Origin of the sequence: Clostridium swellfunianum, from assembly GCF_023656515.1 — a bacterium.
GTDB classification, from domain to species: Bacteria; Bacillota; Clostridia; order Clostridiales; family Clostridiaceae; genus Clostridium_AT; species Clostridium_AT swellfunianum.
In genome coordinates, this window is record NZ_JAMOFV010000006.1 from 2,938,951 (window position 1) to 2,964,548 (window position 25,598).

General features: G+C 36.5%; 21 protein-coding genes. 15 read left to right on the top strand and 6 right to left on the bottom strand.

Annotated elements, in window-relative coordinates:
- Positions 1–11: 11 nt before the first annotated feature.
- On the top strand, positions 12–725 hold the full coding sequence (locus NBE98_RS14140; RefSeq protein ID WP_250815628.1) for an OmpA/MotB family protein: 714 nt from the start codon (positions 12–14) through the stop codon (positions 723–725).
- Positions 726–834: 109 nt separating this feature from the next.
- On the opposite strand, the gene NBE98_RS14145 is transcribed toward NBE98_RS14140, so the two are convergent.
- From NBE98_RS14145 to NBE98_RS14155, 3 genes are read right to left on the bottom strand one after another with little or no spacing between them, the layout of a single operon-like run.
- Positions 835–2,613: a heparinase II/III domain-containing protein gene (locus NBE98_RS14145; RefSeq protein WP_250815629.1), complete on the bottom strand. Its 1,779-nt coding sequence runs from the start codon at positions 2,611–2,613 to the stop codon at positions 835–837.
- Entirely contained in the window at positions 2,603–4,243 is a 1,641-nt protein-coding gene (locus tag NBE98_RS14150; protein ID WP_250815630.1) for a response regulator transcription factor, read from the bottom strand. The genes NBE98_RS14145 and NBE98_RS14150 overlap by 11 nt, the downstream gene beginning before the upstream one ends.
- Positions 4,244–4,245: 2 nt before the next feature.
- On the bottom strand, positions 4,246–5,988 hold the full coding sequence (locus tag NBE98_RS14155) for a sensor histidine kinase (protein WP_250815631.1): 1,743 nt from the start codon (positions 5,986–5,988) through the stop codon (positions 4,246–4,248).
- Positions 5,989–6,258: 270 nt separating this feature from the next.
- On the opposite strand from NBE98_RS14155, the gene NBE98_RS14160 reads away from it, so the two are divergent.
- The 10 genes from NBE98_RS14160 (at position 6,259) to lpdA (ending at position 18,787) form a co-directional block, all read left to right on the top strand.
- Positions 6,259–7,554 (top strand): ABC transporter substrate-binding protein, encoded by a 1,296-nt coding sequence (locus tag NBE98_RS14160; protein ID WP_250815632.1) that lies wholly within the window; start codon positions 6,259–6,261, stop codon positions 7,552–7,554.
- A gap of 95 nt (positions 7,555–7,649) precedes the next feature.
- Positions 7,650–8,555, top strand: a complete 906-nt coding sequence (locus tag NBE98_RS14165) for a carbohydrate ABC transporter permease (protein WP_250815633.1) — start codon at positions 7,650–7,652, stop codon at positions 8,553–8,555.
- Between the two features lie 13 nt (positions 8,556–8,568).
- Positions 8,569–9,399, top strand: coding sequence for a carbohydrate ABC transporter permease (locus NBE98_RS14170; RefSeq protein WP_250815634.1), 831 nt, complete (start codon positions 8,569–8,571; stop codon positions 9,397–9,399).
- 19 nt (positions 9,400–9,418) lie between these two features.
- On the top strand, positions 9,419–10,471 hold the full coding sequence (locus NBE98_RS14175; RefSeq protein ID WP_250815635.1) for a glycoside hydrolase family protein: 1,053 nt from the start codon (positions 9,419–9,421) through the stop codon (positions 10,469–10,471).
- 15 nt (positions 10,472–10,486) lie between these two features.
- Positions 10,487–11,650 (top strand): glycoside hydrolase family 88 protein, encoded by a 1,164-nt coding sequence (locus NBE98_RS14180; protein WP_250815636.1) that lies wholly within the window; start codon positions 10,487–10,489, stop codon positions 11,648–11,650.
- Positions 11,651–11,661: 11 nt separating this feature from the next.
- The gene (locus NBE98_RS14185) at positions 11,662–13,602 is read left to right on the top strand and encodes an alginate lyase family protein (RefSeq protein ID WP_250815637.1); all 1,941 of its coding nucleotides are present in this window, start codon (positions 11,662–11,664) and stop codon (positions 13,600–13,602) included.
- A 352-nt stretch (positions 13,603–13,954) separates the two neighbouring features.
- On the top strand, positions 13,955–15,043 hold the full coding sequence (gene pdhA / locus NBE98_RS14190) for a pyruvate dehydrogenase (acetyl-transferring) E1 component subunit alpha (RefSeq protein WP_250815638.1): 1,089 nt from the start codon (positions 13,955–13,957) through the stop codon (positions 15,041–15,043).
- Between the two features lies 1 nt (position 15,044).
- Complete coding sequence (locus tag NBE98_RS14195) at positions 15,045–16,022, top strand: alpha-ketoacid dehydrogenase subunit beta (protein ID WP_250815640.1); 978 nt, start codon at positions 15,045–15,047, stop codon at positions 16,020–16,022.
- 15 nt (positions 16,023–16,037) lie between these two features.
- A complete protein-coding gene (locus tag NBE98_RS14200; protein ID WP_250815641.1) occupies positions 16,038–17,327 on the top strand; it encodes a dihydrolipoamide acetyltransferase family protein in 1,290 nt (429 codons plus the stop codon).
- A 92-nt stretch (positions 17,328–17,419) separates the two neighbouring features.
- Positions 17,420–18,787, top strand: coding sequence for a dihydrolipoyl dehydrogenase (lpdA, locus tag NBE98_RS14205; RefSeq protein WP_349305987.1), 1,368 nt, complete (start codon positions 17,420–17,422; stop codon positions 18,785–18,787).
- 50 nt (positions 18,788–18,837) lie between these two features.
- Here lpdA and NBE98_RS14210 read toward each other — a convergent pair whose 3' ends face one another.
- Both NBE98_RS14210 and NBE98_RS14215 read right to left on the bottom strand, forming a co-directional pair.
- Positions 18,838–19,269, bottom strand: coding sequence for a MarR family winged helix-turn-helix transcriptional regulator (locus tag NBE98_RS14210; protein ID WP_250815642.1), 432 nt, complete (start codon positions 19,267–19,269; stop codon positions 18,838–18,840).
- Between the two features lie 24 nt (positions 19,270–19,293).
- Positions 19,294–19,839, bottom strand: a complete 546-nt coding sequence (locus NBE98_RS14215; protein WP_250815643.1) for a glutathione peroxidase — start codon at positions 19,837–19,839, stop codon at positions 19,294–19,296.
- Positions 19,840–20,043: 204 nt separating this feature from the next.
- On the opposite strand from NBE98_RS14215, the gene NBE98_RS14220 reads away from it, so the two are divergent.
- Positions 20,044–20,376 carry a DUF4177 domain-containing protein gene (locus NBE98_RS14220; protein WP_250815644.1) on the top strand — a complete coding sequence of 111 codons (333 nt, stop codon included), beginning with the start codon at positions 20,044–20,046 and terminating at the stop codon, positions 20,374–20,376.
- Positions 20,377–20,546: 170 nt separating this feature from the next.
- Here NBE98_RS14220 and lplA read toward each other — a convergent pair whose 3' ends face one another.
- Complete coding sequence (gene lplA, locus NBE98_RS14225; protein ID WP_250815645.1) at positions 20,547–21,539, bottom strand: lipoate--protein ligase; 993 nt, start codon at positions 21,537–21,539, stop codon at positions 20,547–20,549.
- 174 nt (positions 21,540–21,713) lie between these two features.
- Between lplA and NBE98_RS14230 the strand changes: the two genes are divergently transcribed.
- From NBE98_RS14230 to NBE98_RS14240, 3 genes are all read left to right on the top strand, one after another.
- Positions 21,714–23,933, top strand: coding sequence for a Mur ligase family protein (locus NBE98_RS14230; protein WP_250815646.1), 2,220 nt, complete (start codon positions 21,714–21,716; stop codon positions 23,931–23,933).
- Positions 23,934–24,159: 226 nt separating this feature from the next.
- Positions 24,160–24,519, top strand: a complete 360-nt coding sequence (locus NBE98_RS14235; RefSeq protein WP_250815647.1) for an ArsR/SmtB family transcription factor — start codon at positions 24,160–24,162, stop codon at positions 24,517–24,519.
- A 49-nt stretch (positions 24,520–24,568) separates the two neighbouring features.
- Positions 24,569–25,294 carry a creatininase family protein gene (locus tag NBE98_RS14240; protein WP_250815648.1) on the top strand — a complete coding sequence of 242 codons (726 nt, stop codon included), beginning with the start codon at positions 24,569–24,571 and terminating at the stop codon, positions 25,292–25,294.
- The last annotated feature ends 304 nt before the right edge of the window (positions 25,295–25,598 follow it).

Sequence of the window (25,598 nt, forward strand, 5' to 3'; positions counted from 1 at the left end):
AGGGACATAGAATGGCAGATAATTATAATGTAGATGAAGATGAAGGCGGAGGCAGCGAATGGCTTGCCACTTATGGAGATCTTGTAACGTTGCTGCTTTGTTTTTTTATATTGCTGTACTCTATGTCAATCATGGATATGGCGAAATTTAAGCAAGCAGCTGCATCCTTAAATTCCATGGGAGTATCTCAGCAAAATGGAAGCATGAAGGATAGTGTTGGCGATTCTATTTCTGATCTTAATATATATAATGCTATAGCTGTGCAAGAGGAAATGGATGATATTTATTCAAAGGTTAAGGAAATAGTTGATTCAAAAGGGTTAACAGAGGATGTTAAAGTTGAAAAAGTAGGTCCAGGAGTACTTTTAAGGTTTAAGGATGAGATACTTTTTGATGTTGCACAGTCGGAATTAAAGGCAAATGCTAAGAATACTCTTCAAAGGTTAGGTGAGGTTCTTAGAAGCCATAATAAAAACATAAAAGTAGAAGGGCATACGGATAATGTACCTATTAAAACTAGTAGATACCGAAGCAACTGGGAATTATCAGCTGATAGAGCGATAAGTGTAGTAAGATATTTCACAGAGGAGCTTCCAGAAGATCAAAGAATAAGTGCTGATAAATTTGAAGTTGCAGGCTATGGAGAGTACAGGCCAATGGCACCTAATGATTCAGAAGCAAATAAGCAAAAGAATAGAAGAATAGAGATAACGATATTAAAGTAGTCTAAAACACAGTTATAAAATAAGGAAGGACCGTATCTAGATTTTATTAAACAAACTTAGATACGGTCCTTCCTTATTTTATTCTAGGGATTATCACAATTTAACATATCTATTCAATTTCAATGAAACAGCAAATATCTGCTTGAGGATTGCGGATTTCAAGTAGCAGAAGCCATGCTGACTGTTCTTGGGAATAATGATCAATATACTCCTGCTGTATTATTTTTGCATCGAATAGGTTGTTATCATAATGTATAACAATTTTCTCTCCACAACGCTTTAATATAGCACAATCATCCTGTAAGGAAATAGGCTCTCGGGAGCAAAAAACTTCGGTAATAATACCAGGATGTTTGAATGAAAATATATCATTTACAATAACCTTATCGGTATTTAATTCATGGATTAGCTTACGCTTGAAGCTGATAAGATTTTCATTTTCGTAACAGCATTTAAGCTCGCAGTAAAACATATTTTTAGTATCTTCAAACTTCGTGAGCAAAACTTCGGCGCTATGTTCTGCTCCGGGCTGTTGTTCACAGTCTTCGATTAATGGTATATTGTGGCTGAAAGAGCGGTTGACAAAGATATCATACCGCCTTGGGCTGAAATACTCAGCGTCATAAAGCCCGAAACCAAGGTCGCATAAAACTTGGACACCATTTTTATAAAGTATAAAGGACCCGCAGTCATTATGATTGTGGCTTTCTCCATTATGGCCAGCTTTAGCTGCTAGTGTAATGGAGCCTTTTTTGGATAAAAACCACTGGGCATTGCTAAGCCATGCCGAAAAATTATCATTTAAGGTTGTAAGCGGCTGGCCTTCCCATAAAAGATCCCGCAATGCAAGGCAGAAGCGATAGCATTTATCCTCAAGTATGGGCGCAGCAAAATTCTGCGGAGGCAATACGACATCCTCAATGTGTTTTTGCAAATAAAAGGATAAGCCAATACGGTAATGGCTGTTCTCGCTGCCATCGGAAAAGCTGATGGTGGATTTGCCGCTTATATAAAAAAGCTGTTGGGAGCGCGCAATGGATTGAACCTTATGATCCTTAAAATAATTGAGTGCTCCGTTGGTACGTTTATTAAGAAGGTCTGCAAAGCATACGAAAAATCCAAATCCGTAGGTCCAGTAATCAACGCCTTCTGTGCAGATTCCGTCATTTCCAAAGGATGAAAGATATACTTCTTCACATAAAAGGCATCGGTGCAAAAGTTCTGCAAGAGTATCTGTATCCTCAATAAGATAAAGTGCAGCTCCACCGATGGCGCTGGCACAAACACTGCTCCAGTTGTTTTTCATATTTTCAAAGCGGTATTTATGATTGGTTTGTAAAAATGGATTAAAAACTCGGTTATTTATTTGAAGCTTTACCATTTTAATCACCATTTCAGGTAAAAGCTGCTCATTAAGTTCAAGTGTCTCCGCTAATGCAAATGCAGTTTCACATGCAAATAGATCCAGCTGTGTAGGATATTCCTCAAACGGCAAAGCCTTGTCATCTGTTCCTAAAAAATGTGCAGGCATAGCCCAGAATGGTTCGGAGCAAACTGCCCATATTATTTCAATAAGAGCGTTTTTATATTCCTCATTTTGCGGGTTTAGCCATGTTAAAGCAGAAAATACAAATAGACGTCCACGCCTCTCAAAATACAATGCTTGATATGATTCACGGTCTCCGGTATCCCAGTATAAGCGCAATTTTGAATAGGTCAGCTGAGGTATTGGCAGGGATAAATAAATTTTTGCCTGCTTTTCTATTGCTGATAGTTGTTCAAGTGTAAACTGGCTATGGCTTTTTTTACTAAATTCTATAAGCTCAGTTTGAAGCAGCTGCTGACCTTGAGCTTTAAGTGCCGCTAGTATTTGTTGTTTATTCCACATTGTCTTTAAAGCCACCCTTCATTTTGTGTTGATATTCTGTTGGGGTCATGCCTTTTAGGCGTTTAAATACTTTTGTAAAATAATAAGCATTTTCAAAGCCAAGCGTGTTAGATATTTCATAAATCATGAGTTTGTCTTCCTTAATTAGCTGACAAGCACGTTCTATTTTTGTTGAATTAACATATTCAACAAAATTCTGATTGTATTGCTTTTTAAACAATGCGGAAAGGTATCCGGGTGATATACAAATATAATTAGCAACGTCCTGCAGCATAATACGCTTCTCAACATTGTCCCGTACATACTGCCGTGCTTTTTCAATCAGTTCCGACTTGCCACTGGAAAATTGTTCTAAAGTAGCTGTGATATTGTTTTGTAAAATCTCAAGCCATTGCAATACCTGAGACCGTGTTGTCAGATGGTCAATTGCGCGATGACTGTATGCAGAGTAAAAAAATGGAGAGTTTATTTCTGTATATGATGCAATAGTTTTAATTGCATCTGAGGCAGTGTTGTATAAATCATTGCAAAGCCATAAAGCCTGGCTTTGCTGATGCGGAAATTTGCGCACATTGCTCATCGCTTTCTGAAGTATATAGTTGCAGCCTGCAATATTTTTTGTACGTATCTCTGCAGCAAGACGTCCTGCAATGCCGGATAAACAAAGAGTACGGTATTCTGTATTCGGGATATCTGATGCATTTCCTTCAAGGCAATCAGTTAAATAATAGTGATCCATTAGCTTTAAAAGCTGGATTTGGCATTCGGGCCACTTTGAAACGCTAGAAAAATAATCTGTTGAGAGTACAATAGGTTTAACCTGTGTAATATTAGCACTTGCACTCATTAAGCGGGTTGTAAAAGTTGGTAATTTCTCCGTCCATTCGTCCGCAGTCATATCCCAGCAGAAAACCAGAAGACTAGTACAGGACTTGTTGGGAAAAATTATTATGCTGTATTCGAAAAAGTTTTTTACAACCTTTTGAGAGACTTCAGTTTGCCATGCAAAAAGCCTTGACCGTTCATCATCGGAGAATGTTTCATATTGGGATACGGCAGAAAAATCAAATGGAATTTGAATCGCACCAAACCCGTTTCGTACTCCATTATCCTCAAGTATTTGAGCAATGTCGGAAGAGGCATTATCGCTTTGTGATGCTTGAAGTATACGCATAAATGTATCCTTAAGCAATTGGTTCCGGTTGGTTTTGAAAAGGCTTTCGACCATGTTAACCTGTGCCAGTTTTGTGCGCTTCTCGCGCTCATTACATGCATTTATAAGAGTATTTTTTAGAGTTTCGGGCTCTAATTGACTTTTTAAGAGGTAATCGAATGCATGATGACGCAAAGCATCCCTTGCAAGTTCAAAATCTTCAAGATTTGTGAGCATTATAAAAACAATATCGGGCCTTTGTCTAGAAACGTGTTTCAACAGCTCTATACCATTAATAACAGGCATTTTAATATCGCAAAACACAATATCGGGAGAAAGCGAGTTGATTTTTTCCAGAGCTTCCTGGCCGTTCCTCGCAGTACCAGCTATAACGCAATTGTTTTCCTCCCAGTTAATTAAAAATTTGATTCCGGACAAAATAATAGATTCATCGTCAACCATAAGTATTTGATACATAGTTACACCTCTTTAGGTATACGCACCGTTACGCATGTATATTTCTCTCTTTCACTTACTACTGAAAGACCGTAGCCATTACCATAGGTGAGTTGCAAACGAGTATGGACATTAGACACACCTATGCCGTTAAGGGAACCATTACTCTTCAAAGAAGTATCTGTAAGCAATGAATCGCATTGCTCCTGAGTCATGCCGGCTCCATTATCTTCAACTGTTATGAGGATATCACCATCCTCTTCTCGAGCCTTCAGCCTAATTATACCGTATTTTCCGGTAGGCTCAATGCCGTGAAAGATAGCATTTTCTACCAGTGGCTGAAGTGTGAGCTTTATAATTTTTATTTCAAGCAAAGCTTCAGGAACTTCATTTAAAAATTCAAAGACTTCAACATATCTTACAGACTGAATTGCAATATAGTCTTCAAGAAGCTGTATTTCTTCGCCTAATGTTATTTTGTCCTGGGTACTTTTTGCAATATTTCTCAAAAGATTAACAAGACTTCGGGTCATATTTGCGATACCGATATTTTTTTGTATAGTAGCCATCCAGTACAGTGAATCAAGGGTGTTGTATAAAAAATGAGGATTAACCTGGCTTTGCAAAAGCGATATTTCAATGTTTTTCTGCTTCTCATACATGCTTTTGGTCTCGCTGATAAGCTGATCTATGTTCATTGCCATTTTGTTTACCACCTTGCCTATTTGCCCTATCTCATCCTGCGACTGCTCGATTGTAGGGTCATATGAAAAGTCATTGTTTGAAATACGGCGAATGCGGCAAATCAAGCGATTAATAGGTCTTGTGATATAGTTCGATAGAATTATGGCAATTGCTATAGAAATCAAAATGCAAGTGATAACCACAACTATAACAGTATATAGCATATTTCCATCTGTGCGAGATAATGCTGTGATGTTCGAATAAGTGCATAAAACCAAATCTGCATCTTCAAAGGGGACCAAATTTATTAAGTAATTTTGCCCATTATAAAGTATATGATCACCATTCTTCACTTTTAAAAGGTCTGCCTCAAAAGGGAGCGGATGATTGCCGAAGGTTAATATATTTTTACCGCTTGCTGATGATATAAATATATTTTGTAAATCACTAAACGGTTCAAGCACATCTTTTAAAATTTCTATATCAAATTCAGCATAAATATAGGCATTGTTCTTTTTTGCGCCCGGACCACTGATATTGGAAATAAAGACAAGTGCCTGCTGGTTTGGGTGTACAATAGACTGTGATAAGCATATGATAAATGGCTGATTATTTGAAGCATTTGTAAAATTAATAAATGCAGGGGAAGTAGTGATTAATTTGAAATCCGACAATGTGCCCGTATAATGGGTGCTTGACTGCAGCAATAGTCCGCTGTTATTAAAAACCACAATTTTGGCGGCATAACGTTCCGCCGCGCTGGAGCGTAAATATAATGTAAGCTTTTCTTGAGCCCGTAGAGCGGCTTCCTTTGATGATAGTGTTTCGATGCTTGTATATTCAGAGGCATATGAAATACTGTCATCGTTTGCACACAGCACTCCAAGATTAAACACATCGGAAATATGCTGACGTATTTGATTATTAACAGTATCAAGGTTAAGCTGGTCCATTTTTTTCGCTTTTTCAATAATTATATTGTTAAAATAGTTGTACTGCAGCCAATTGCTGATAACACCGACTAGCAGAACACACAAAATAGTATTAGCAATAGTTTTAAATTTAATGCTGTGCAAATTCATAATTAACCTCTATAGTTATTAGTCATTTATATAATAAAATACATGTAAAAATTATATGATAGAAGTGAACTTTTATCAATGCATCTTATAAGACTGCTTTAAAAAGTAATAGTTATTAAAATAGTATTATTTCATGGCTAAGATATAGTTGAAAAGTATTACAGAAAATTGATATTTTACATTTTCTTAAAATTATCGATATTATAGAATTAAATCATAATAAGGGAGGAAACAAGTTCTTCTCTTAAATTTAAAGGGGGAAATTGCTTTATGAAAAAACTAATAGCATTAACGCTCACTGTGATGATGGCATCAACAGCTGTTGCCTGTGGCAAAACTGCATCATCCACTCAAGGAGCAGGTAATTCGTCTGCATCTTCTGAGAACGTAACCATCAAAGTCTCCACATGGGACTTAAGCGCAAACCCATCAATTAAAAATGTAGCCGATGCATTTACGAAAGCTCATCCAAATATCAAGGTTGATCTTATGGATATTCAAAGCGCCGATTATACCCAGAAACTTAATATCATGCTTAATGGCGGCAGCGATCTTGACGCATTCTGGATAAAAGATGCGGATACAACTAAAGGACTTTTTGACAAAGGACAGCTTGCCGATTTAACTCCATACATTGAAAAGGATAAAGTTGATCTTAAGGCATATAATGGCCTTGCAGAAAACTTTAAAATGCCAAGTGGGCAGATAGTAGGTTTGCCTGCACGTACCGATTACTATGTATTGTATTACAATAAAGATATTTTTGATGCCGCAAGAGTTCCTTATCCAACAAACGATATGACATGGGAGAATTTTGAAGCTACTGCTAAGAAAATTACTTCTGGTGAAGGAGCTAATAAAAAGTATGGTGCACTTCTTCACACCTGGAATGCCTGTGTACAAAACTGGGGCGTACAGGATGGCAAACATACTATTCTTGACACCGATTACAGCTATTTTAAACCGTATTATGAGATGGCTTTACGTATGCAAAATACGGACAAGACAATCATGGATTATGGAACACTTAAAACAGGACAGATTCATTACTCAAGTCCCTTCCTTACAGGAAAAGTGGGCATGATGCCTATGGGTACCTGGTTTATGACAACTATAGCTTCAAAAATAAAAAGCGGTGAAAGTAAAGTAAACTGGGGCGTAGCAACACTACCTCATGGTAAGGATGTCCCTGCCGGCTACACAGTTGGTGCTGCAACTCCTCTTTCTATAAATAAAGCATCTAAAAAGCAGGCTGCTGCGTGGGAATTTGTAAAATTCACTACAAGCGATGAAGGCGCAAAGATCTATGCTGACGCAGGCGCTATTCCTGGCCGCGCTAATGCAGAAACGCTTAAATCTATAGCTAATATGAGTGGTATGCCTCAAGGTCTAGGTGACGCCCTTGCTGTTAAAAAGATCACCCCAGACCGTCCAATAGCAGACCGTGTAGCTGAAGTTAACAAAATGCTTGACGAAGAACATTCGCTTATAATGCTTGGGCAAAAGAAACTTGATGATGTTATTGCAGAAATGGGTGCCCGCAGCAAGCAATTGCAGGGGAAATAATAAAATAGCCCTATTTAGTTTCGGGCAGACTTAGCTTGCTAAGTTTGTCCGAATTTTATAAAAAGCACAAGTTGTTACTCAAAGGAGGTACTTACATGCAAACGGCCAAATCCACCAAAAAAGGTTTGTCGCTCAATACGAGGAATACACTCATTGGCATGTCGTTTATTTTGCCAAATTTTATTGGCTTTTGTTTGTTCATTATGATCCCTGTGGTATTTTCATTTGTACTTAGTTTTGCCAAATGGGACGGCTTTAATGCCATTCAGTTTATAGGCTTTTCAAACTTTACTGCAATTTTTAAAGACCGTATATTCTGGGAGGCACTGAGGCATACTGGTATTTACACGGTTTTTTCAGTTTTGCTAAGTATGGCCGGTGCACTTGGTTTAGCGGTATTACTAAATAAAAAAATACGCGGTGTTAACTTCTTCCGTAGTGCTGTATTTTTTCCTTATGTTGCTTCGATAGTGGCTGTGGGTGCGGTGTGGAACGCAATGTTTATGAAAGATGGAGGTCCTATAAATGCTTTCCTGCACCTAATAGGGGTTCAAAACCCTCCAGGATGGTTTGCCAGTGTAACATGGGCTTTGCCGGCGGTTATTATTGTAAGTGTGTGGAAAAATGTAGGATACTTTATGATTATATATTTAGCTGCATTGCAGGATATTCCGTGCGAATTATATGAAGCAGGCGATATGGACGGCGCATCAAAATGGAGACAGTTTTGGAGTATTACATTCCCGATGCTCACCCCGGCCCATTTCTTTGTATTTATGATGCTTACAATAAACAGCTTTAAAGTATTTGATCTTATATTCGTTCTTACAGACGGCGGACCTGGTACGGCAACGAAAATGCTGGCTAATTATATATATGATCAGTCCTTCGTATCCTGGAACTATGGTACAGCAAGCGCTGCATCAATAATTTTATTCCTTATAGTTGGCTGCATTACACTAGTGCAGTTTAGAGTGGAAAAGAAGCTTAATTTTAAGTAGGGAGGAAAGTGTAATGAGTGAAAAACAAAACCGTGTATGGAAAATTGTTATATACATTTTTCTCATATTAATCGCATTTATAACTCTTTTGCCGCTTATATGGATGTTGTCGGCATCATTGAAATTAGAAACCGAGGTATTTAGTGTTCCTATAAAGTGGATACCTGATAACGCACAGTGGAGCAATTATGTGAAGATATGGCAAAAAATACCCCTTGCCTTATTTACTTTTAACAGCATAAAACTTACGGTTATAATTACGTTTATACAACTTATAACTTCAAGTTTTGCTGCTTACGGTTTTTCAAAATGCCAATTCAAGGGTAGAAATATTTTATTTACCTGCTATATAATTACCATTGCAATTCCATGGCAGGTATATATGCTGCCACAGTATACAATTATGAATAAGATGCATCTTGTAGACACGCACATGTCTATAATTCTTTTACAAAGCTTTACAGCATTTGGTGTTTTTTTACTACGTCAATTTTATATGAGTATTCCTGATGAACTGCTGGAAGCTGCGCGTATTGACGGACTTTCAGAATATGGAATTTATGCCCGTATCGTTCTGCCTTTGTCAAAACCAGCCCTTGCAACACTTACAATATTCAGCTTTGTAGGTGTATGGAATGATTTTATGGGTCCTATGATATATTTTAACTCTACAAGCGTCAAAACGATCCAGCTTGGTATCCGTATGTTTATCAGCCAATATTCTGCAGAATACAACTTGATTATGGCAGCAAGTGTTATTGCACTTATACCGGTGTTTGCAATTTACGTAGCTTTTCAGAGGTTCTTTATACAAGGTATTGCCACAAGCGGCCTTAAAGGCTAACCTTTAGGAGATTTATGCTATGAATAGAAATTCAAAGGAGTTTGAAAATCATTTTATGCCTGCACCAGTTGGCGGAGGATTTTTTATGGAAGGCTATTGGGTGTGGTGCGGAAGTGTAGTTAAGGGTGAAGACGGTAATTATCACATGTTCGCATCCCGCTGGCCTAAGGATTTGCCTTTTCATCCAGGGTGGGGCATGGAAAGCGAAATTGTACGCGCCGTGTCTAAAACTCCGGAAGGCCCATATGAGTTTGCTGAGGTTGTGCTCGGCTTCCGCGGCCCTGAATACTGGGATGGCCGTAGTGTGCATAATCCTGTTATTTGCAAATACAAAGATGAATATGTATTGTTCTATATGGGTACAACCCATCCCTTCGGGGCAACTCCCCGTGGTGGAAAGTTAAAACATGAAAGTTATCAATGGCAAGCTGCCCGAAGTAATAAGCGCATTGGTGCTGCCACTTCTAAGAGTGTGTTTGGTCCGTGGAAACGCAGCGACCAGCCGCTTTTGGACGTGAGACCGGAGGGATTTGATAATTTCTTTACATCTAATCCTGCTCCATGCATCAATGAAGATGGCAGCTGCCTTTTAATATATAAAACACGATCATATTTGAAGCCTCCCTATGAAGGCGATGACATTTATGGCTCTATGGCCCTTGGTGTGGCATGGGCACCGCATTATAGCGGTCCATATAAACGCTTAACGGATAAGGCTTTATTTGATATTAATGAGGGTGTATTGGAAGATCCTTTTATTTGGAAAACATCTAACGGTTACGGTATGATAGCAAAAGATTGGAAAGGAACCTATACCGGAAATGTTGGCAGCGTTGTATATGCTGCATCTTCCGATGGCTTAAACTGGACAATAGATAATCATACTGCTTTTAGCCGTGATATTTTATGGTCTGATGGTAAAACCCGCACTATGGGCAATATGGACCGCCCGTTTATCTTGTTTGACGGCGACGAAATGACTCATCTTTTTGTTGCTACAAACGATGGCAAAGAAGCCGGTTTTGCTACAATGACACGTTCGTGGAATGCCTGCATTCCGCTAAAAAAATGACAAGGAGTAAATTCTATGAATACTAACGTTCAGCCAATAACTGCTTCAGCAGTGGATACCGCACTTGATAATGCATGCAAGATTCTTCACTGCAATCTGTCTGATTTTACAGATAAGTTTCAAGACTCGAACAGTCAAAATAATTTCTATCCTCAAACTGATAATGTAGAGTGGACCACAGGGTTTTGTACCGGTGAATACTGGCTTGCCTATGAGCATACAGCGGATGAAGCCTTCCGTACAGCTGCATTGTCACAGGTAGACAGCTTTTTAAAACGTATTGAAAAGAAAATCGATGTTAATCATCACGATATGGGTTTTCTTTACACGCCTTCATGTGTAGCCGCATATAAGCTGACCGGAAGTGAAACAGCAAAAAAAGCAGCCTTACTTGCAGCGGATAATCTAATTGCACGCTTCCAGGTAAAGGGGCAGTTTTTGCAGGCCTGGGGCGAGCTTGGTGCGCCTGATAATTACCGCCTAATTATCGACTGTTTGCTTAACCTACCGCTTCTGTACTGGGCAACAGAAATAACCGGGGATAAAACCTATAGTGAGATAGCTAGAGCCCATACAAAAACAAGTCTTGCCAATCTTGTGCGTGATGATAACTCAACCTATCACACTTATTTTTTTAATCCGGAAACAGGTGTACCGATGCGTGGTGCCACCCAGCAGGGATATCGTGACGGCAGCGCATGGGCTCGAGGTCAGGCGTGGGGTGTATACGGACTTGCGTTAAGCTACCGTTATACAAAAACTCCTGATTGTTTGGAGCTGTTTGACCGTGTTATAGGCTTTTTTATTGACCGTCTGCCGGAGGACCTTGTTTCCTACTGGGATTTAGACTTTAAAGATGGTGACGGAGAACCAAAGGACTCATCGGCTGCAGCAATTGCAGCATGCGGAATGCTGGAGATGGCAAAATATCTTTCCGATGAAAAAGCTTCATATTATACCGATATTGCAAGGCGTATTGCGGCTTCACTTGCATCATGCTATGCTGTTACTGACATACATTTATCAAATGCTTTACTACTCCATGGTGTTTATGCGAAAAACTCGCCTTACACCCCTATACCTAAAGATAGAGGGGTGGATGAGGCAAACACATGGGGTGATTATTTTTATATGGAGCTTCTAACTCGTCTTTCTAAGGATTGGAAAATTTATTGGTAAGGAGTTTAGCTATGATTTTTTGGGCACAGAATATCAATGAAACTGCTGAATACTGTAAAGCGAATTTTGCAGACTTAGTTGAAGAAACAATTAAACAGGCAGATAATATCTGCGATAATATATTTATATTTTCGGACCATTGGGAGATGGAGCGTACACATAAAAAGGTTAAATTCAATGATGCGGTGGATTGGAATCACATACCGGAGGATGACCCTGAATGGCTTTATGCAATGAACAGACATACCTCTTTTGTAAATCTTGGGAAAGCCTATGCTTACACAAAAAATGATAAGTATGCAGATTGCTTTGTAAGGCTAATGGTTGACTGGATAAACAATGCACCTCTCACAAAGGAAAGCATCACTACTACATGGCGTTCCCTGGAAGCAGGGCTGCGCTGTGAATTCTGGCTTCGTGCTCTGCAGTTGTTTAAGAACAGCGGCATTATTACAAAAACGCTGCGTAATAGAATTGATAATAGTCTTAAGGAACATGGAGAATATCTTGTAAAAACCCATAATGATTTTCATAGGCTTAGCAACTGGGGTGTATTGCAGGATCATGGACTGTTTTTGTTAGGCTTGTATTTTGACAATGAACATTGGTGCTCCCTTGCGTTAGATAGGCTTGAGGAAAATTTGCATTTGCAGGTTATGCATGATGGCACTCACTGGGAACAAAGTCCTATGTATCACTGTGAGGTTTTACACTGTGTAATAGATGTTTTAACAATTGCAGAGCAAAATGGGCTAAAAATACGGTTATCCTTTAGAAATAAGGTTCACAACATGTGCATAGCTCTTGCCAAATGGTTGAAACCCGACGGAAGGCTTGTATGCCAGTCCGACAGCGACGATTTAGATGCCCGGGACATTATTGCTCAGGGGGCGCTGATTTTCAGAGACGGATATTTAAAATATATTGCTGGAGAAGAGCTTTTTATAGAGAATTTGTGGGATTTTGGGATAGATGGAGTGGCTCTATACAAAACTATTGAGCCACTCCATCCTAAAATAGCAAGTACTGCATTAACCGACAGCGGTAATTACATGCTACGGAGTGGCAGTGATGCAGATGCTACTTTTTTACATTTTCATTGTGGCTGCCTTGGAAGTGGTCACGGTCATGGAGATTTATTACACATTGATATATCTGCAAATGGTGAAGATGTGCTTATCGACAGTGGAAGATATACTTATGTAAATACAGAACTGCGACGTAATCTAAAAGAACCAGCAGCACATAATACAACCAGGGTTGATGATACCAACTTTAGCGTATGTAAAGATAGCTGGGGCTATTCTAAGTTAGCTTTACCTTTAAAGGGAGAACATCGGTTTACTGACGCTGCTGATTATGTAAGTGGAGGGCATCTTGGGTATATTGATAAGGGGATTTTCACCCAACGAAAAATAGTATTTATTAAGCCTGATATTTTTATAGTTTTTGATCAATTTTTCTCAGAAGGTCAACATGCTTATAGGCAGAACTTTCATTTTGCAGAAGGAGCACTGATAGATGATAAAAATATTGTTTACTGGAAGGGGAAAAATACATCCGCAAGTTTACATTTCCTTGATGATGTAGAAATGTCAATATATGATGCGCCATACTCCAGGTTGTATAATTTGCTTGAGCATGGAAAAGCTATATTGGCAGAAAAAACTGGTAGTGGATTTGCTAGTTTTATAACTGTGATTTCTATGGACAGTAAACCTGTTAGCGTGGAAAAAGCAACAGTAAGTTCCATGCGCTATGGATATATATTTTCAGATGAGAAAGCACAGGCTGTTGTTATAACTAAGGATGGCAAGGAGGCTACTGTTATTGTGTGCCATAGCGAGGTTATATCTGAAGTTGATTTACTATGTGCAAATGGAAAAAGCGGATACGGGAAGGTTATTGTGTTTACGCAGGATAATCCAGAGGGCCTTTGCCTTGCATGGTAACATGATAAGGAAGATATTTTCTAGCAAGATTATTAGCAACTATGTTAAATTGCATTATTATAGTTTTAGGTTTTGGTCGCAGCTTAAACCTAGATAAAGGGGCTGACTCAAAATAAAAAGGAACCTATAGAATAGACTCTTTTCAAATTGTTTATTCTATAGGTTCCTTTTTATTTTGAGAAAGCCTCTTTTTTATCACTTTAATTACTAAAGTTTCAAATATAATTATATAATCAATTTTAATTAATAATTATTATCCTCAAGTATTGAAATGTGGATAAATAAGGATTATACTTTAATTAAGAATAGATATCAATTACGAAGGCTATGAGTTAATAGGAGGTTTATTAATATGCTGCCAGAAATATATAATCCACTGGAAGGAAAGATGTTTTCAATTTTAGATAAAGACGGAAATATATTAGATGAAAGCTTAGTACCACAAATAGAAAATGAGAAGCTTATTGAGATGTATAAAACTATGCTTTTAACTAGGTGCGCAGACAATAAAGCACTTCAACTGCAGAGACAGGGAAGAATGCTTACCTATGCACCAAACACAGGACAAGAAGCTGCTCAAGTGGGTTCAGCTGCTGCAATAGAAGAAAGGGATTGGCTGGTTCCTGCCTTTAGAGAACTTGGTGCATGGCTTTACAAAGGAATGTCTTTAGAAAAAGTGTATCTTTATTGGTTTGGAAATGAGTTTGGAAGCAAGCTTCCTGAAAACGTTAAGATGCTTCCGATAGCAGTTCCGATAGCAACCCAGTTTAATCATGCAGTTGGTCTTGCCATGGCTGCGAAGATAAGAGGTTTAGATGAAGTTTCTATAGCGTATATAGGTGATGGGGGAACTTCAGAGGGCGATTTTCACGAGGCGTTAAACTTTGCTGGAGTATTTAACTCCCCAGTAGTTTTTATAGTTCAAAACAACCAATATGCTATATCTGTTTCAAGAACCATCCAAACAAAATCAAAAACTATAGCCCAGAAGGCAACTGCTTACGGAATACCAGGAATACAGGTGGATGGAAATGATATCTTGGCTGTCCACGCTGCAACAAAGGAAGCTGTAGACAGAGCAAGGCGAGGGGAAGGACCTACGCTTATAGAGGCTTTAACCTATAGACTTGGAGCACACACAACCTCAGATGACCCAACAAGATATAGAGAAGACAGCGAGGTGGAGGAGTGGAAGGAAAAAGACCCTATGAAGAGGTTTAAGAAATATTTAATAGATAGAGGACTTTGGAGCGAGGAAAAAGATAAGGCTCAAATAGAAGAGTTTGAAAAGTATGCCTTAGAAGTATTTAAAAAGGTTGAAGCTTCTGGAGATACTGAACTTGAAGATATATTTAAATATCATTATTCGGATATGCCTAAGCATCTCGTTGAACAGTATGAAGAATACAAGGCATATTTGGAAGTGAAAGGAGGTAATTAGCATGGCACTGCTTAATGTAATAGGAGCTATAAATCAAGCCCTAGATCAGGAGATGGCTAGAGATAATAATATAGTTGTATTTGGAGAAGACGTTGGAGTGGAAGGCGGGGTTTTTAGAGCTACCGTGGATCTCCAAAAGAAATATGGAAAAGACAGGTGTTTCGACACACCTCTGGCCGAGGCTGCCATTATAGGAACAGCAGTAGGTATGGCAATTAATGGACTTAAGCCTATAGCAGAAATCCAGTTTTCAGGCTTTGCTTTCCCAGGTTATGATCAAATAGTATCTCATGTTGCTCGTATGAGAAACAGGAGCAGAGGCAGATTTAATCTTCCTATGGTTATAAGAATGCCTCATGGAGGTGGTATAAGAGCATTAGAGCATCACTCAGAAAACCTTGAAACTTTATTTGGACATATTCCAGGGTTAAAGGTAGTTATTCCATCAACGCCTTACGATGCAAAAGGACTACTATTGTCCGCAATAAGAGATGAAGATCCTGTAATATTTTTAGAGCCGACTAAGATATACAGAGCCTTTAAGCAGGAGGTACCGGAAGAGGACTATGTTATTCCAATAGGTAAGGCAAAGATTGTTAAGCCTGGTACTGATATAACTGTAGTAACCTGGGGGGGTTATGTAAGAGAAACTGAAAAAGCAGTGAAAGAATTGGAGGAAGAAGGTATAAGTGTTGAATTGATAGACTTAAGAACAATATCTCCAATAGATAAGGATACAATTATTGATTCAGTTAAAAAGACAGGGCGATTTGTAGTAGTGCATGAAGCATGCAAAACCTATGGACCAGGAGCTGAACTTATATCAATAGTTAATGAAGGTGCCTTTTTACATCTTGAAGCACCTCCTACAAGACTAGCTGGCTTTGATATCACTGTACCTCTTCCAAGAGGAGAGCATCATTACTTGTTAGATGCTAAAAGAATTGCCCATGGTATTAGAAAAGTAGCTAAGTTCTAGGAAGGAGAGAAAGAAATGATAGAATTTAAGTTTCCTGATATAGGTGAAGGAATTGCAGAAGGAAAACTACTAAAATGGGTGGTTAAGGTAGGAGATAAGATTAAGGAAGGTGAAAGTCTTTTCTTAGTTGAAACAGACAAGGTTAATGCTGAAATTCCATCTCCAGCAGATGGAACTATTGCAGAACTTATGGCTAAGGAAGGCGATATCATAAATGTTGGAGGGGTAATAGTTAAGATCGATAACGGAGAACCTCCTAAGGAAAGTGACCTGAAGCCTATAAATGAAAAGCAAGAAGAAAATGCTGGAGTAGTTGGAGCTATTGAAGTATCTTCAGAGGTTATCGCTTCTAGTTTTGAAAGTTATAAAAATGGTGCTGTTTCAAAGCATAAGGTTTTAGCAACTCCTGTAGCAAGACAACTAGCTAAAGATTTAGGAATCGATATAAATACTGTAAAAGGAACTGGTGCTGCAGGCAGGGTTATGAAAGAGGATATATACAAAGCTAAGGAAGGCAAAGAGGCCGCAATTAGTCAGCATGAGACAGAAAAAGTTTCTGGAATAGTTAAACAAACTATAGAAGTTCCTAAATTAAAGATTAGTGGAGAGGTAGAGAGAATATCGCTATCAATGCTCAGAAAAGCAATAGCAAAGAACATGACTATTTCAAAACAAGTTATACCTCATGCAGCAGTTTTAGATGAATTTGATGTAACAAAGCTTGTAGAATTTAAAGCGTCAGTAAAGGAATTAGTGGAAAGCAGTGGAGTCCATCTGACCTATATGCCTTTTATAATTAAAGCTATAGCCCTTACATTGAAAGAGTTCCCAGTCTTTAACTCAAGTTTTGATGAAGAGGCAGAAGAGATTGTTTTAAAGAAGTATTATAATCTTGGTGTTGCAGTGGATACTCCGGATGGGTTGCTTGTGCCAGTAATTAAAGATGTAGATAAAAAGGGGATTTTGGATATAGCACGAGATATTCTAGAGCTTAGTGAAGGCGCTAGAAATAAAAACATCCCATTAGAAAAGCTACAAAACGGAACATTTACAATTACAAACTACGGAGCGCTTGGATCAAGCTCTGGAATTCCAGTAATAAGGCATCCTGAAGCTGCAATAATTGGTATAGGGAAAATTGCTAAAAAGCCTATTGTTAACAAACATGACGAGATAGTAATAAGAAGTATTATGAATATTAGTTTATGCATAGATCATAGAATAATCGATGGTGGAGACGCAGGGAGATTCTTAAGCAGGCTGAAGAAATACTTGGAAGAGCCTTTACTGTTGTTGTTAGGATAAAAAAATTATAGAAACATTTTATAGGCAGTCTAAGCTTTTTGTATGTAATTAGGCTGCCATACTTGGAGGTGTGAAAAATTAAGGATTATGACATAGTAGTTCTAGGTGGTGGACCGGGAGGATATGTAGCAGCTATTAAGGCCGCACAGCTTGGAGCTAAAACTGCGCTCATAGAAAAAGAAAAAGTAGGTGGTGTATGTTTAAATGTAGGATGTATACCAACTAAGACTTTGCTTAGAAGTGCAAAGCTTTATGAGGATTTAATAAATTCAGAGAAATTCGGAATAGATATATTAGATAAATCTCTTGTGACTGTTAACTGGAAAAACTTAATGAGTAGAAAGGATTCTATAGTTAATAAACTTACTGGTGGAGTTAAAGTACTATTAAGTCAGAATGGCGTTGATGTGTACAATGGCTACGGAGAGGCGATAGATAAAAATACTATTTCTGTAAACGGAGAAAAGTTAAGAACTAAGCATATGATAATAGCAACTGGCTCATCAACCTATATTCCAAACACTCCGGGGCTTAAGGAGTCTTTTGATAAAGGGTATTCAATAACTAGTACAGAAGCTTTATCACTTGATGGGATACCCAAAGAATTCATAGTTGTAGGCGGAGGCGTAGTTGGAGTTGAATTTGCTGCACTTTACAACGCTTTAGGCAGCAAGGTTACAATTCTTCAGCGCTCCCAAATACTTCGTTCTCTGGACAAGGATGTAAGAGAAACCATGGAAAGGATACTAAGAAATAAAGGCATAGATATTGTTTATAATGTGGGCATTGAACGATATGATATGAATAAGATTGTATGTAAGGTTAATGGAGAGAATAAAACCTATGAAGCAGATAAGATTTTAATAAGCATTGGAAGAACTGCTAATCTTAAAGGGCTTGAAAAACTTGATTTAAAAATAGATAGTAAAGGTATTGTAACTGATGAAAAGCTTCGAACTAATATTGATGGAGTTTATGCCATAGGTGATGTTAATGGAAAATATATGCTTGCTCATGTAGCTTCAGCGGAAGGGATTATAGCCGTGGAAAATATTATGGGAAAGAGTGAAAAAATAAACTACGATAAAGTACCTTCATGTATATATACCTTTCCAGAGGTTGGTGCAGTTGGGCTTTCAGAAGAGGAAGCAAGAGCAAGAGGCCATAAAATTATAACTAGTATATTCCCTATGACTGCAAATGGCAAGGCCATGGCAGAAGGTGAAACAGATGGTTTTGTAAAAATAGTGGCTGATGAAAAGTATGGAGAAGTTCTTGGAGTTCATATCATTGCATCTCATGCAACGGATATGATAGCGGAGGCTGTCGCTACACTAGAATTAGAAGGAACAGTATATGATTTAGCAAAAGCAGTTCACCCTCACCCGACTCTGTCGGAGGTTGTTATGGAAGCAGCTCATGGTGCTATAGGAAAACCGATTCATATATTCAAAAAATGAGTAAAATCAAGGCCCCTTTCATTTGAAAGGGGCTTTATGATATTTAATAGCTATTTACTTAAAGTTATTAACAAGGCCTTAAGTTTTTCTCTTAAGTCCACAGCTTCATCAATTGAAAGACCAGTGCCGCATAAAATTTTATGTGGAAATTCTATAGCTTTGTTTTTCATAGACCTTCCTTTGTCTGTAAGCTCAACAAAAACATTTCGTTCATCCTTTGTATCACGAGACCTCTTCACAATATCTATTCCTTCAAGCTTTTTAAGTAGTGGAGTCAAGGTACCTGAATCAAGATATAGTTTCTCGCCAAGCTCTTTTACAGTTATATTGTCTTTTTCCCATAAAACCAGCAAAGTAATATATTGGGTATAGGTTAAACCTAGCTCATCTAAAAAAGGTTTATATAACCGAGTTATTTCTTTTGAAGCAGCATACATTGCAAAGCAAAGCTGATTATCCAGCTTAAGAAATTCATCTATCATTTGATTATTCACTTCCTAAAATTATTAAAGCAGCTTTTCAAGCTCTAGACCTATATCCATAGGCTCTACTGGAGATTCAAATCTAGATATAACATTTCCTTCTTTATCGATCATAAATTTAGTGAAGTTCCACTTTATTGAATCGCCAATTAAGTAATCAGGAAAATTTTTAACTAAATGCCCATGAAGGAATTTAGCTGTTGCATTTTCTAAATCGAAGCCTTTAAAAGGAGATTGCTGAGTTAAATATTTAAACAGTGGGTGAGCATTGCCGCCTCTAACCTCTATTTTTTCAAACATTGGAAAGCTAACCCCATAATTTATTTCACAGAAGCTCTTAACCTCATGATTTGCTCCTGGCTCTTGCTCTCCGAATTGGTTTGAGGGGAAGCCTAGAATTTCGAAACCTTTATCATTATATTTTTCATAAAGCTTTTGAAGATCTTTGTATTGTGGTGTAAAGCCACACTTGCTTGCTGTATTTACTATTAATAAAACCTTACCTTTGTACTTTTCTAAAGATATTTCTTCCCCATCAATAGTTTTAACCTTAAAATCATAGATATTCATAATATTTCCTCCCTATTTAAAAAATATATCATCATATATAATCTTATACAATTTAATTTTATAAGATTATAATATCATCTTATTATTAGTATGTCAATGTGAATTTCATTTAATTTCTTTAAAATTACCAAAATATAACTTATAATGGTATTAGAAAAAATAATTGCTTTTGGCATATATTCAACTGAAAGAGGGGAAAGAGCAGTGAATAAATGGGAATACAAAACTGTAAAATTTCAAACTAAAGGCTTCTGGGGAGGAATACTAGAGGAAAGCAGCTTTAACATGGAGCTTAATAGATATGGTGATGATGGGTGGGAGGTAATATCCTGCTTTGATACAAGTCAGCATGAAGGGGGCTCTAGGGAAGTAATTGTTGTATTCAAAAGAAAAAAAGAAGAACAAGTATTAGGTGATACAGATATAAAGGCAGAGTACTGTCCAGCTTGTGGCGCTGTAAACCATAGTATAAATAAAACTTGCAGATCCTGTGGCATAACATTAATCATTGATGAAGCAAATGAACCTAAATTTTAATATGTTTTTTTGTAAGATTTCTATAGAAGCTTTCAAATATTAGCTGGAAGAGATTACTGGGGGGGAAACTACACTAAATGATATTATTAAGCTGACTATTCTTACTACAACAAAAAATATTTGACGCTGTTAAAAAGGCTGCTTTAATCTTTAAAAGGCAGCCTTAAATATTAGTAAAACATACATTCCACAAAGTCATCCACAGTTATTGCGGCAAAATAGCTTTCAAAATCTATTGTTGTTAATAATTTTCTGAGCACTTCTTCCTTATATTGCTCTCCGATGAGTAAAGCTTCAAGCTCGAAAACTTCCTTTTTTCCAAAAAAATCACCTAATATTTTTATACTGCTAATTTTCCCTTCAAGTACATTAAAACGCAACTCAAGTTTTCCACCAGCAAATCTTCTTCCTTTTTCAATGTTAAACTCAGGAGATTCCCCGAAGTTCCAATCCCACTTAGAGTATCTACTAGCCATAAGTTCTTTTACTTTTGTTAAATCTTTATCTGTTAAAATATATTCCTTATCCTTATAATTTTCATCCTTCATAAAAAATTTAAGCAGTGTATCTTTAAACTCTTCAATTCTGACCTTATCAGTTAAGTAAGGATAAATATTTGTTACTCTGCTTCTAACAGATTTAACACCTTTAGACTCAATTTTATCCTGCTTTACATTTAAAGCCTCCTGAACAACGTTTAAATCAGAGTTGAATAGGATTGTACCATGATGAAGAAGTCTGTTCCCAAAATAGTATTGTGCATTGCCTGAAAATTTTTTCCCTTCAATTGTTATATCGTTTCTCCCTGAAAACTCAGCATTTACACCTAGTTCCCTTAATGCATTTATCACAGGCTCAGTAAATTTTTTGAAGTTGCTGACAACATCCTTATCATTCTTAACTATGAAGGTAAAATTAAGATTTCCAAAATCATGGTAAACAGCGCCACCGCCAGAAAGACGACGGACTACGTTTATTTTATTATCGGTTATATATTTAAGATTTATTTCTTCTATAGTATTTTGATTTCTTCCAATAATAACTGAGGGCTCGTTTTGCCAGAGTATAACATAGTCCTCATCAGGATTGAAGTATTTGGTAACATATTCTTCAAGAGCTAAATTAAAATGGGGGTTAATACATTCATTTTTTATACTAATCATAATAAAATCTCCTAATTAATAATTGTTATTAATTAAAATATAAATCGAAAACATTTACTTGTCAATGCTACATTTTATTTATTTGCATAAATATAACAGAAAAATTTTGGAATACTAATCATAGGGTTAATATCCATAATTTACTCAAGCAATTTTTATAAGGATGTGGTAATAATGAGGATAACTTCTCTAAAAGTATATGAAGGAAATAATATAAAAAGAAGAAAGAGAATCATGAATGTTTTTCTTGAAAATGCTTCTGACTCTGAAGTGAAAAAATATTTAAAGGCATACTTCAGGGTTTCCTTTTTGCTTGGCTTTAAAGAACAGCTAGTAGACATAGATAGAGAAGATAACCTCGTTAAGTTGTGGGTTACATATACACAAGAGGAACTCTCTAAGTATCTTTTAAATAACATTTTATATAATCTTGATAACTCTGAAAAAATTGCAGAAAAGGCTAATAGTCTTATTAAGGAAGGATTTTTATATGATATAGTCGCAGCATTCAGAGAAAAAGGATTGCCTGTAATAGATATAAATGAGGACCTGTTTCAGCTTGGATATGGGAAAAATTCTATTATTATAGGCAAAAATTATCAAAGCTATGAGAATATGGTCAAGGTTGAAGTGTCTAGAAATAGGAAAAGTCTTTGGCAGCATTTAAGATATTCTCAAATTCCAAAAGTAGAAGGAAGAGTGCTTTACAGTATGGAAGAAATAAAGGATTTGGAGAATTTTAAGTATCCTTTAAATCTTCGAAGCATAGATAAATCCATGGATATTAAAATAACTATTTCTGATCAGGAAGAGTTAAATAGGGTTTTGAAAAATATGATGAATATGTACACAAGGGCCTTTGTGTACAGCGGCAATGTTAAATATAGATTGATTTGCTTCGGTGGAGAAGTGGGGCTGATGCTGAAAAAGGAAGGTGCATACAAGGTGATTGAGATTAAAGAAAAGAGCCTTGAAGTATTGGAGTTAGCTGAAGCACTAGATAAACTTAAAAAATTTTGTAAAATGATTTACACGAGTATTCCGATAGAATTCATGTTTATAGATCTTCAAGAAGAAGAAGAACTTAAAGTTACTGATTTGGGCTGTGTATTTGATGTTGCAGAGGAGTTAAAAGAAGTAAAAGATAAGGTTATAGACTATTTTATATATTCTTTATTGAAAAAAAATATAGGTTTGATACCAATAATTTCAGTAACAGGTACAAATGGAAAAACAACTACCTCAAGACTAATTAACTATATTTTACTTAAGCTTGGCTATAAATCTGCACTTACATCTACAGGTGGAATTTTTATAGCAGGCAGAAAAATCAAAAATGGAGATACTACTGGATTTTTAAGTGCTAGAGATGTACTAACTAATACTGAAGTAGATACAGCCGTTATGGAAACAGCAAGAGGTGGAATTCTGAAGAATGGACTGGGTTATGAAAAAGCTAAGGCAGCTGTTATAACTTCCATATCGGAAGATCATATAGGTATGCATGGTATAAAAAGCACTAAAGATTTAGTTAATATAAAGAGCACTATTATTGATGAGGTTGATAGCGGCGGAAAGCTAATTGTTAAGGCACAGCAGGAACTTGTAGAATGTGTGCAAGGCAGGGATAATGTATGCTTATATGAGGTAGAAAAAAATACTTATATTGGCGAGCACATTAAAAATGGAGGAGAAGCTTTTTATCTTGAGAAGGATTATATAATTTATTGCAAAGATAAACAAGAAAAAAAGCTTTTAGATGTTAAAAGTATTCCATTTACTCATGGAGGGATATCAAAAGGAAATATAAAAAATATAATGTCGGCTATAGCAGCAGTATCAACAATTTATCCGAATGAAAGTGAAATTATAAGCACAATTATGGAGCTCCAATGCGACTTGTATTTTAATCCAGGCAGGCAAAATATATTAGACTTTGATAAATTTAAGGTAATATTAGATTATGGTCACAATGCTGAAGCATTTCATGAGGTACTAAGCATAGGAAGATCATTAAATCCTACAAAGCTAACAGCTATAATTGCTGCAGCAGGAGATAGAATGGATAGGCATATAAAGGAGCTTGGTTATATATCTGCTCAATATTGTGATGATATAATAATCAGAGAGCAAGCTGATTTAAGAGGAAGGGCTGTTGGAGAAAGTGCTGGGTTAATAAAGCAGGGAATTTTTGAGGCAAACTTTAACGAGCAAAACTTAAAAGTTATATTAAAGGAAGAGGATGCGATAGTATATGCTATGGAACATTCTCAGCATGGCGAGGTTATAGTATTGTTTACCCAATGCTTAGATGTTATTATACCCGAAATAAATAGGTATCTAGAAAAGCAAGGGTTGCCTTTGATTGGCCAAGATTTAGACTTATCGCATTAAATTTAAAGGGCTAAAGAGATGTCAGCATGATTAGCCCTTTAAATTTTATAAATTAGTATCAGTGCCGAAAATGGTTATATGGTTATATGGTAATATTTTATTCAGCTAAATACTTATAGGTTGAATTAAAATACTAATAATACTATAATAGGTAAAAAGAAGGTTGTTTTATTCCTGTAACATTAAATTACTATTGTTGCAGGAATAAGAAATATAAGGTGGTTGAATGGAAAGTAACATAGAAGTATGTAACTGCACAGAGATACATAAGGATTGTGTGAACTGCGTTAAGGAAAATATGCTTAGTAACAAAGTGTTTACTGATTTGTCTGAGCTTTTTAAGGTGTTTGGAGATTATACTAGAATAAAAATAATATATGCGCTCTTTAAAAAAGAACTTTGTGTTTGCGATATTGCTGAGCTTTTAGGAATGAGTCAGTCCTCAATTTCCCACCAGCTTAGAGTGTTAAAAGCAGCAAGGCTTGTTAAGTTTAGAAAAGAAGGTAAGGTTGTTTATTATTCTCTTGACGATGAGCATATTGGAAGCATTTTTAATGCAGGACTTGAACATTTAGGGCATGAATAGAGTATTATCTGTCGATTGCTAAGCGGCGGAGGTAAAGGGGGGATATATAATGTACTTAGTTAATTATACTAGTGATGACTTTAAAGCTAATTTATCAAAAGCTGAAATTGCTATTGTTCCAATAGGTTCTGTTGAGGCTCATGGACATCACTTACCTCTTGGAACAGATATTTTTTCACCAAGGCTTTTTTGCAAATTAATAAATGAAAGAATAGGTGAGGAAATTTGGATTGCGCCAGAAATTCCATATGGCCAAAGCTATGATTTATCTGTATACCCGGGAACTATAAATATTCCAACTGAGATAGTATCGAATTATATTTTTTTTGTAGGAAAAAGTCTATTAGCCAATGGTATGAAAAAGCTAATATTTTTAAATGGTCACGGTGGAAATGTAAATGCTCTTAATCTTGCCAGTGAAAAGCTTATGCAGCTTGGTATGGACGTTGTAATAATAAATTGGTGGCTTGATTTTTCAAAGGATATCTTAACTGTAACAGAAGGACAAGGACATGCAGGGGAAGATGAAAGCTCAGCAATTCTATACTATGATGAAAAACTTGTTCAGATGGATAAGGCAATCAAGAATACAAAGAAGCCTTTAATGAGGGTATACTTTAAGGACAGAGGAAGTGTACTGTATGAAAATGCGCTTTCTGGAGATGCAACTCTTGCTACTGTAGAAAAGGGTGAGAAAATATTTAAATTGCTTACGGAAAAAATGATAGAACTTATTCACAATTTTAAGGCTGGAAAATATTATATACAAGAATAGAAAATAAGTAGATTGCTTTGCAATCTACTTATAAATTTTTAGACTAGCATATTCTTTAGCTTTTCTATATACTCATAAAAAACAGATGAGTATCAATTTTTAAATTCATCCTCTCACAAAATATTTTTTCTAATGCTTGCCAGTAACTATATAAAAAACATTAAAATTAACTTGTATAAAATTGAATTTGTGATAAAATTAATAGGAATATATGTTCTTGGAGTTAAAGAGAGGAGAATCAAAGCATAATCAAAAGCGCAATTCTAGAAATTTTGAGGTTTCTATTTGAAATTATTTTTAATAT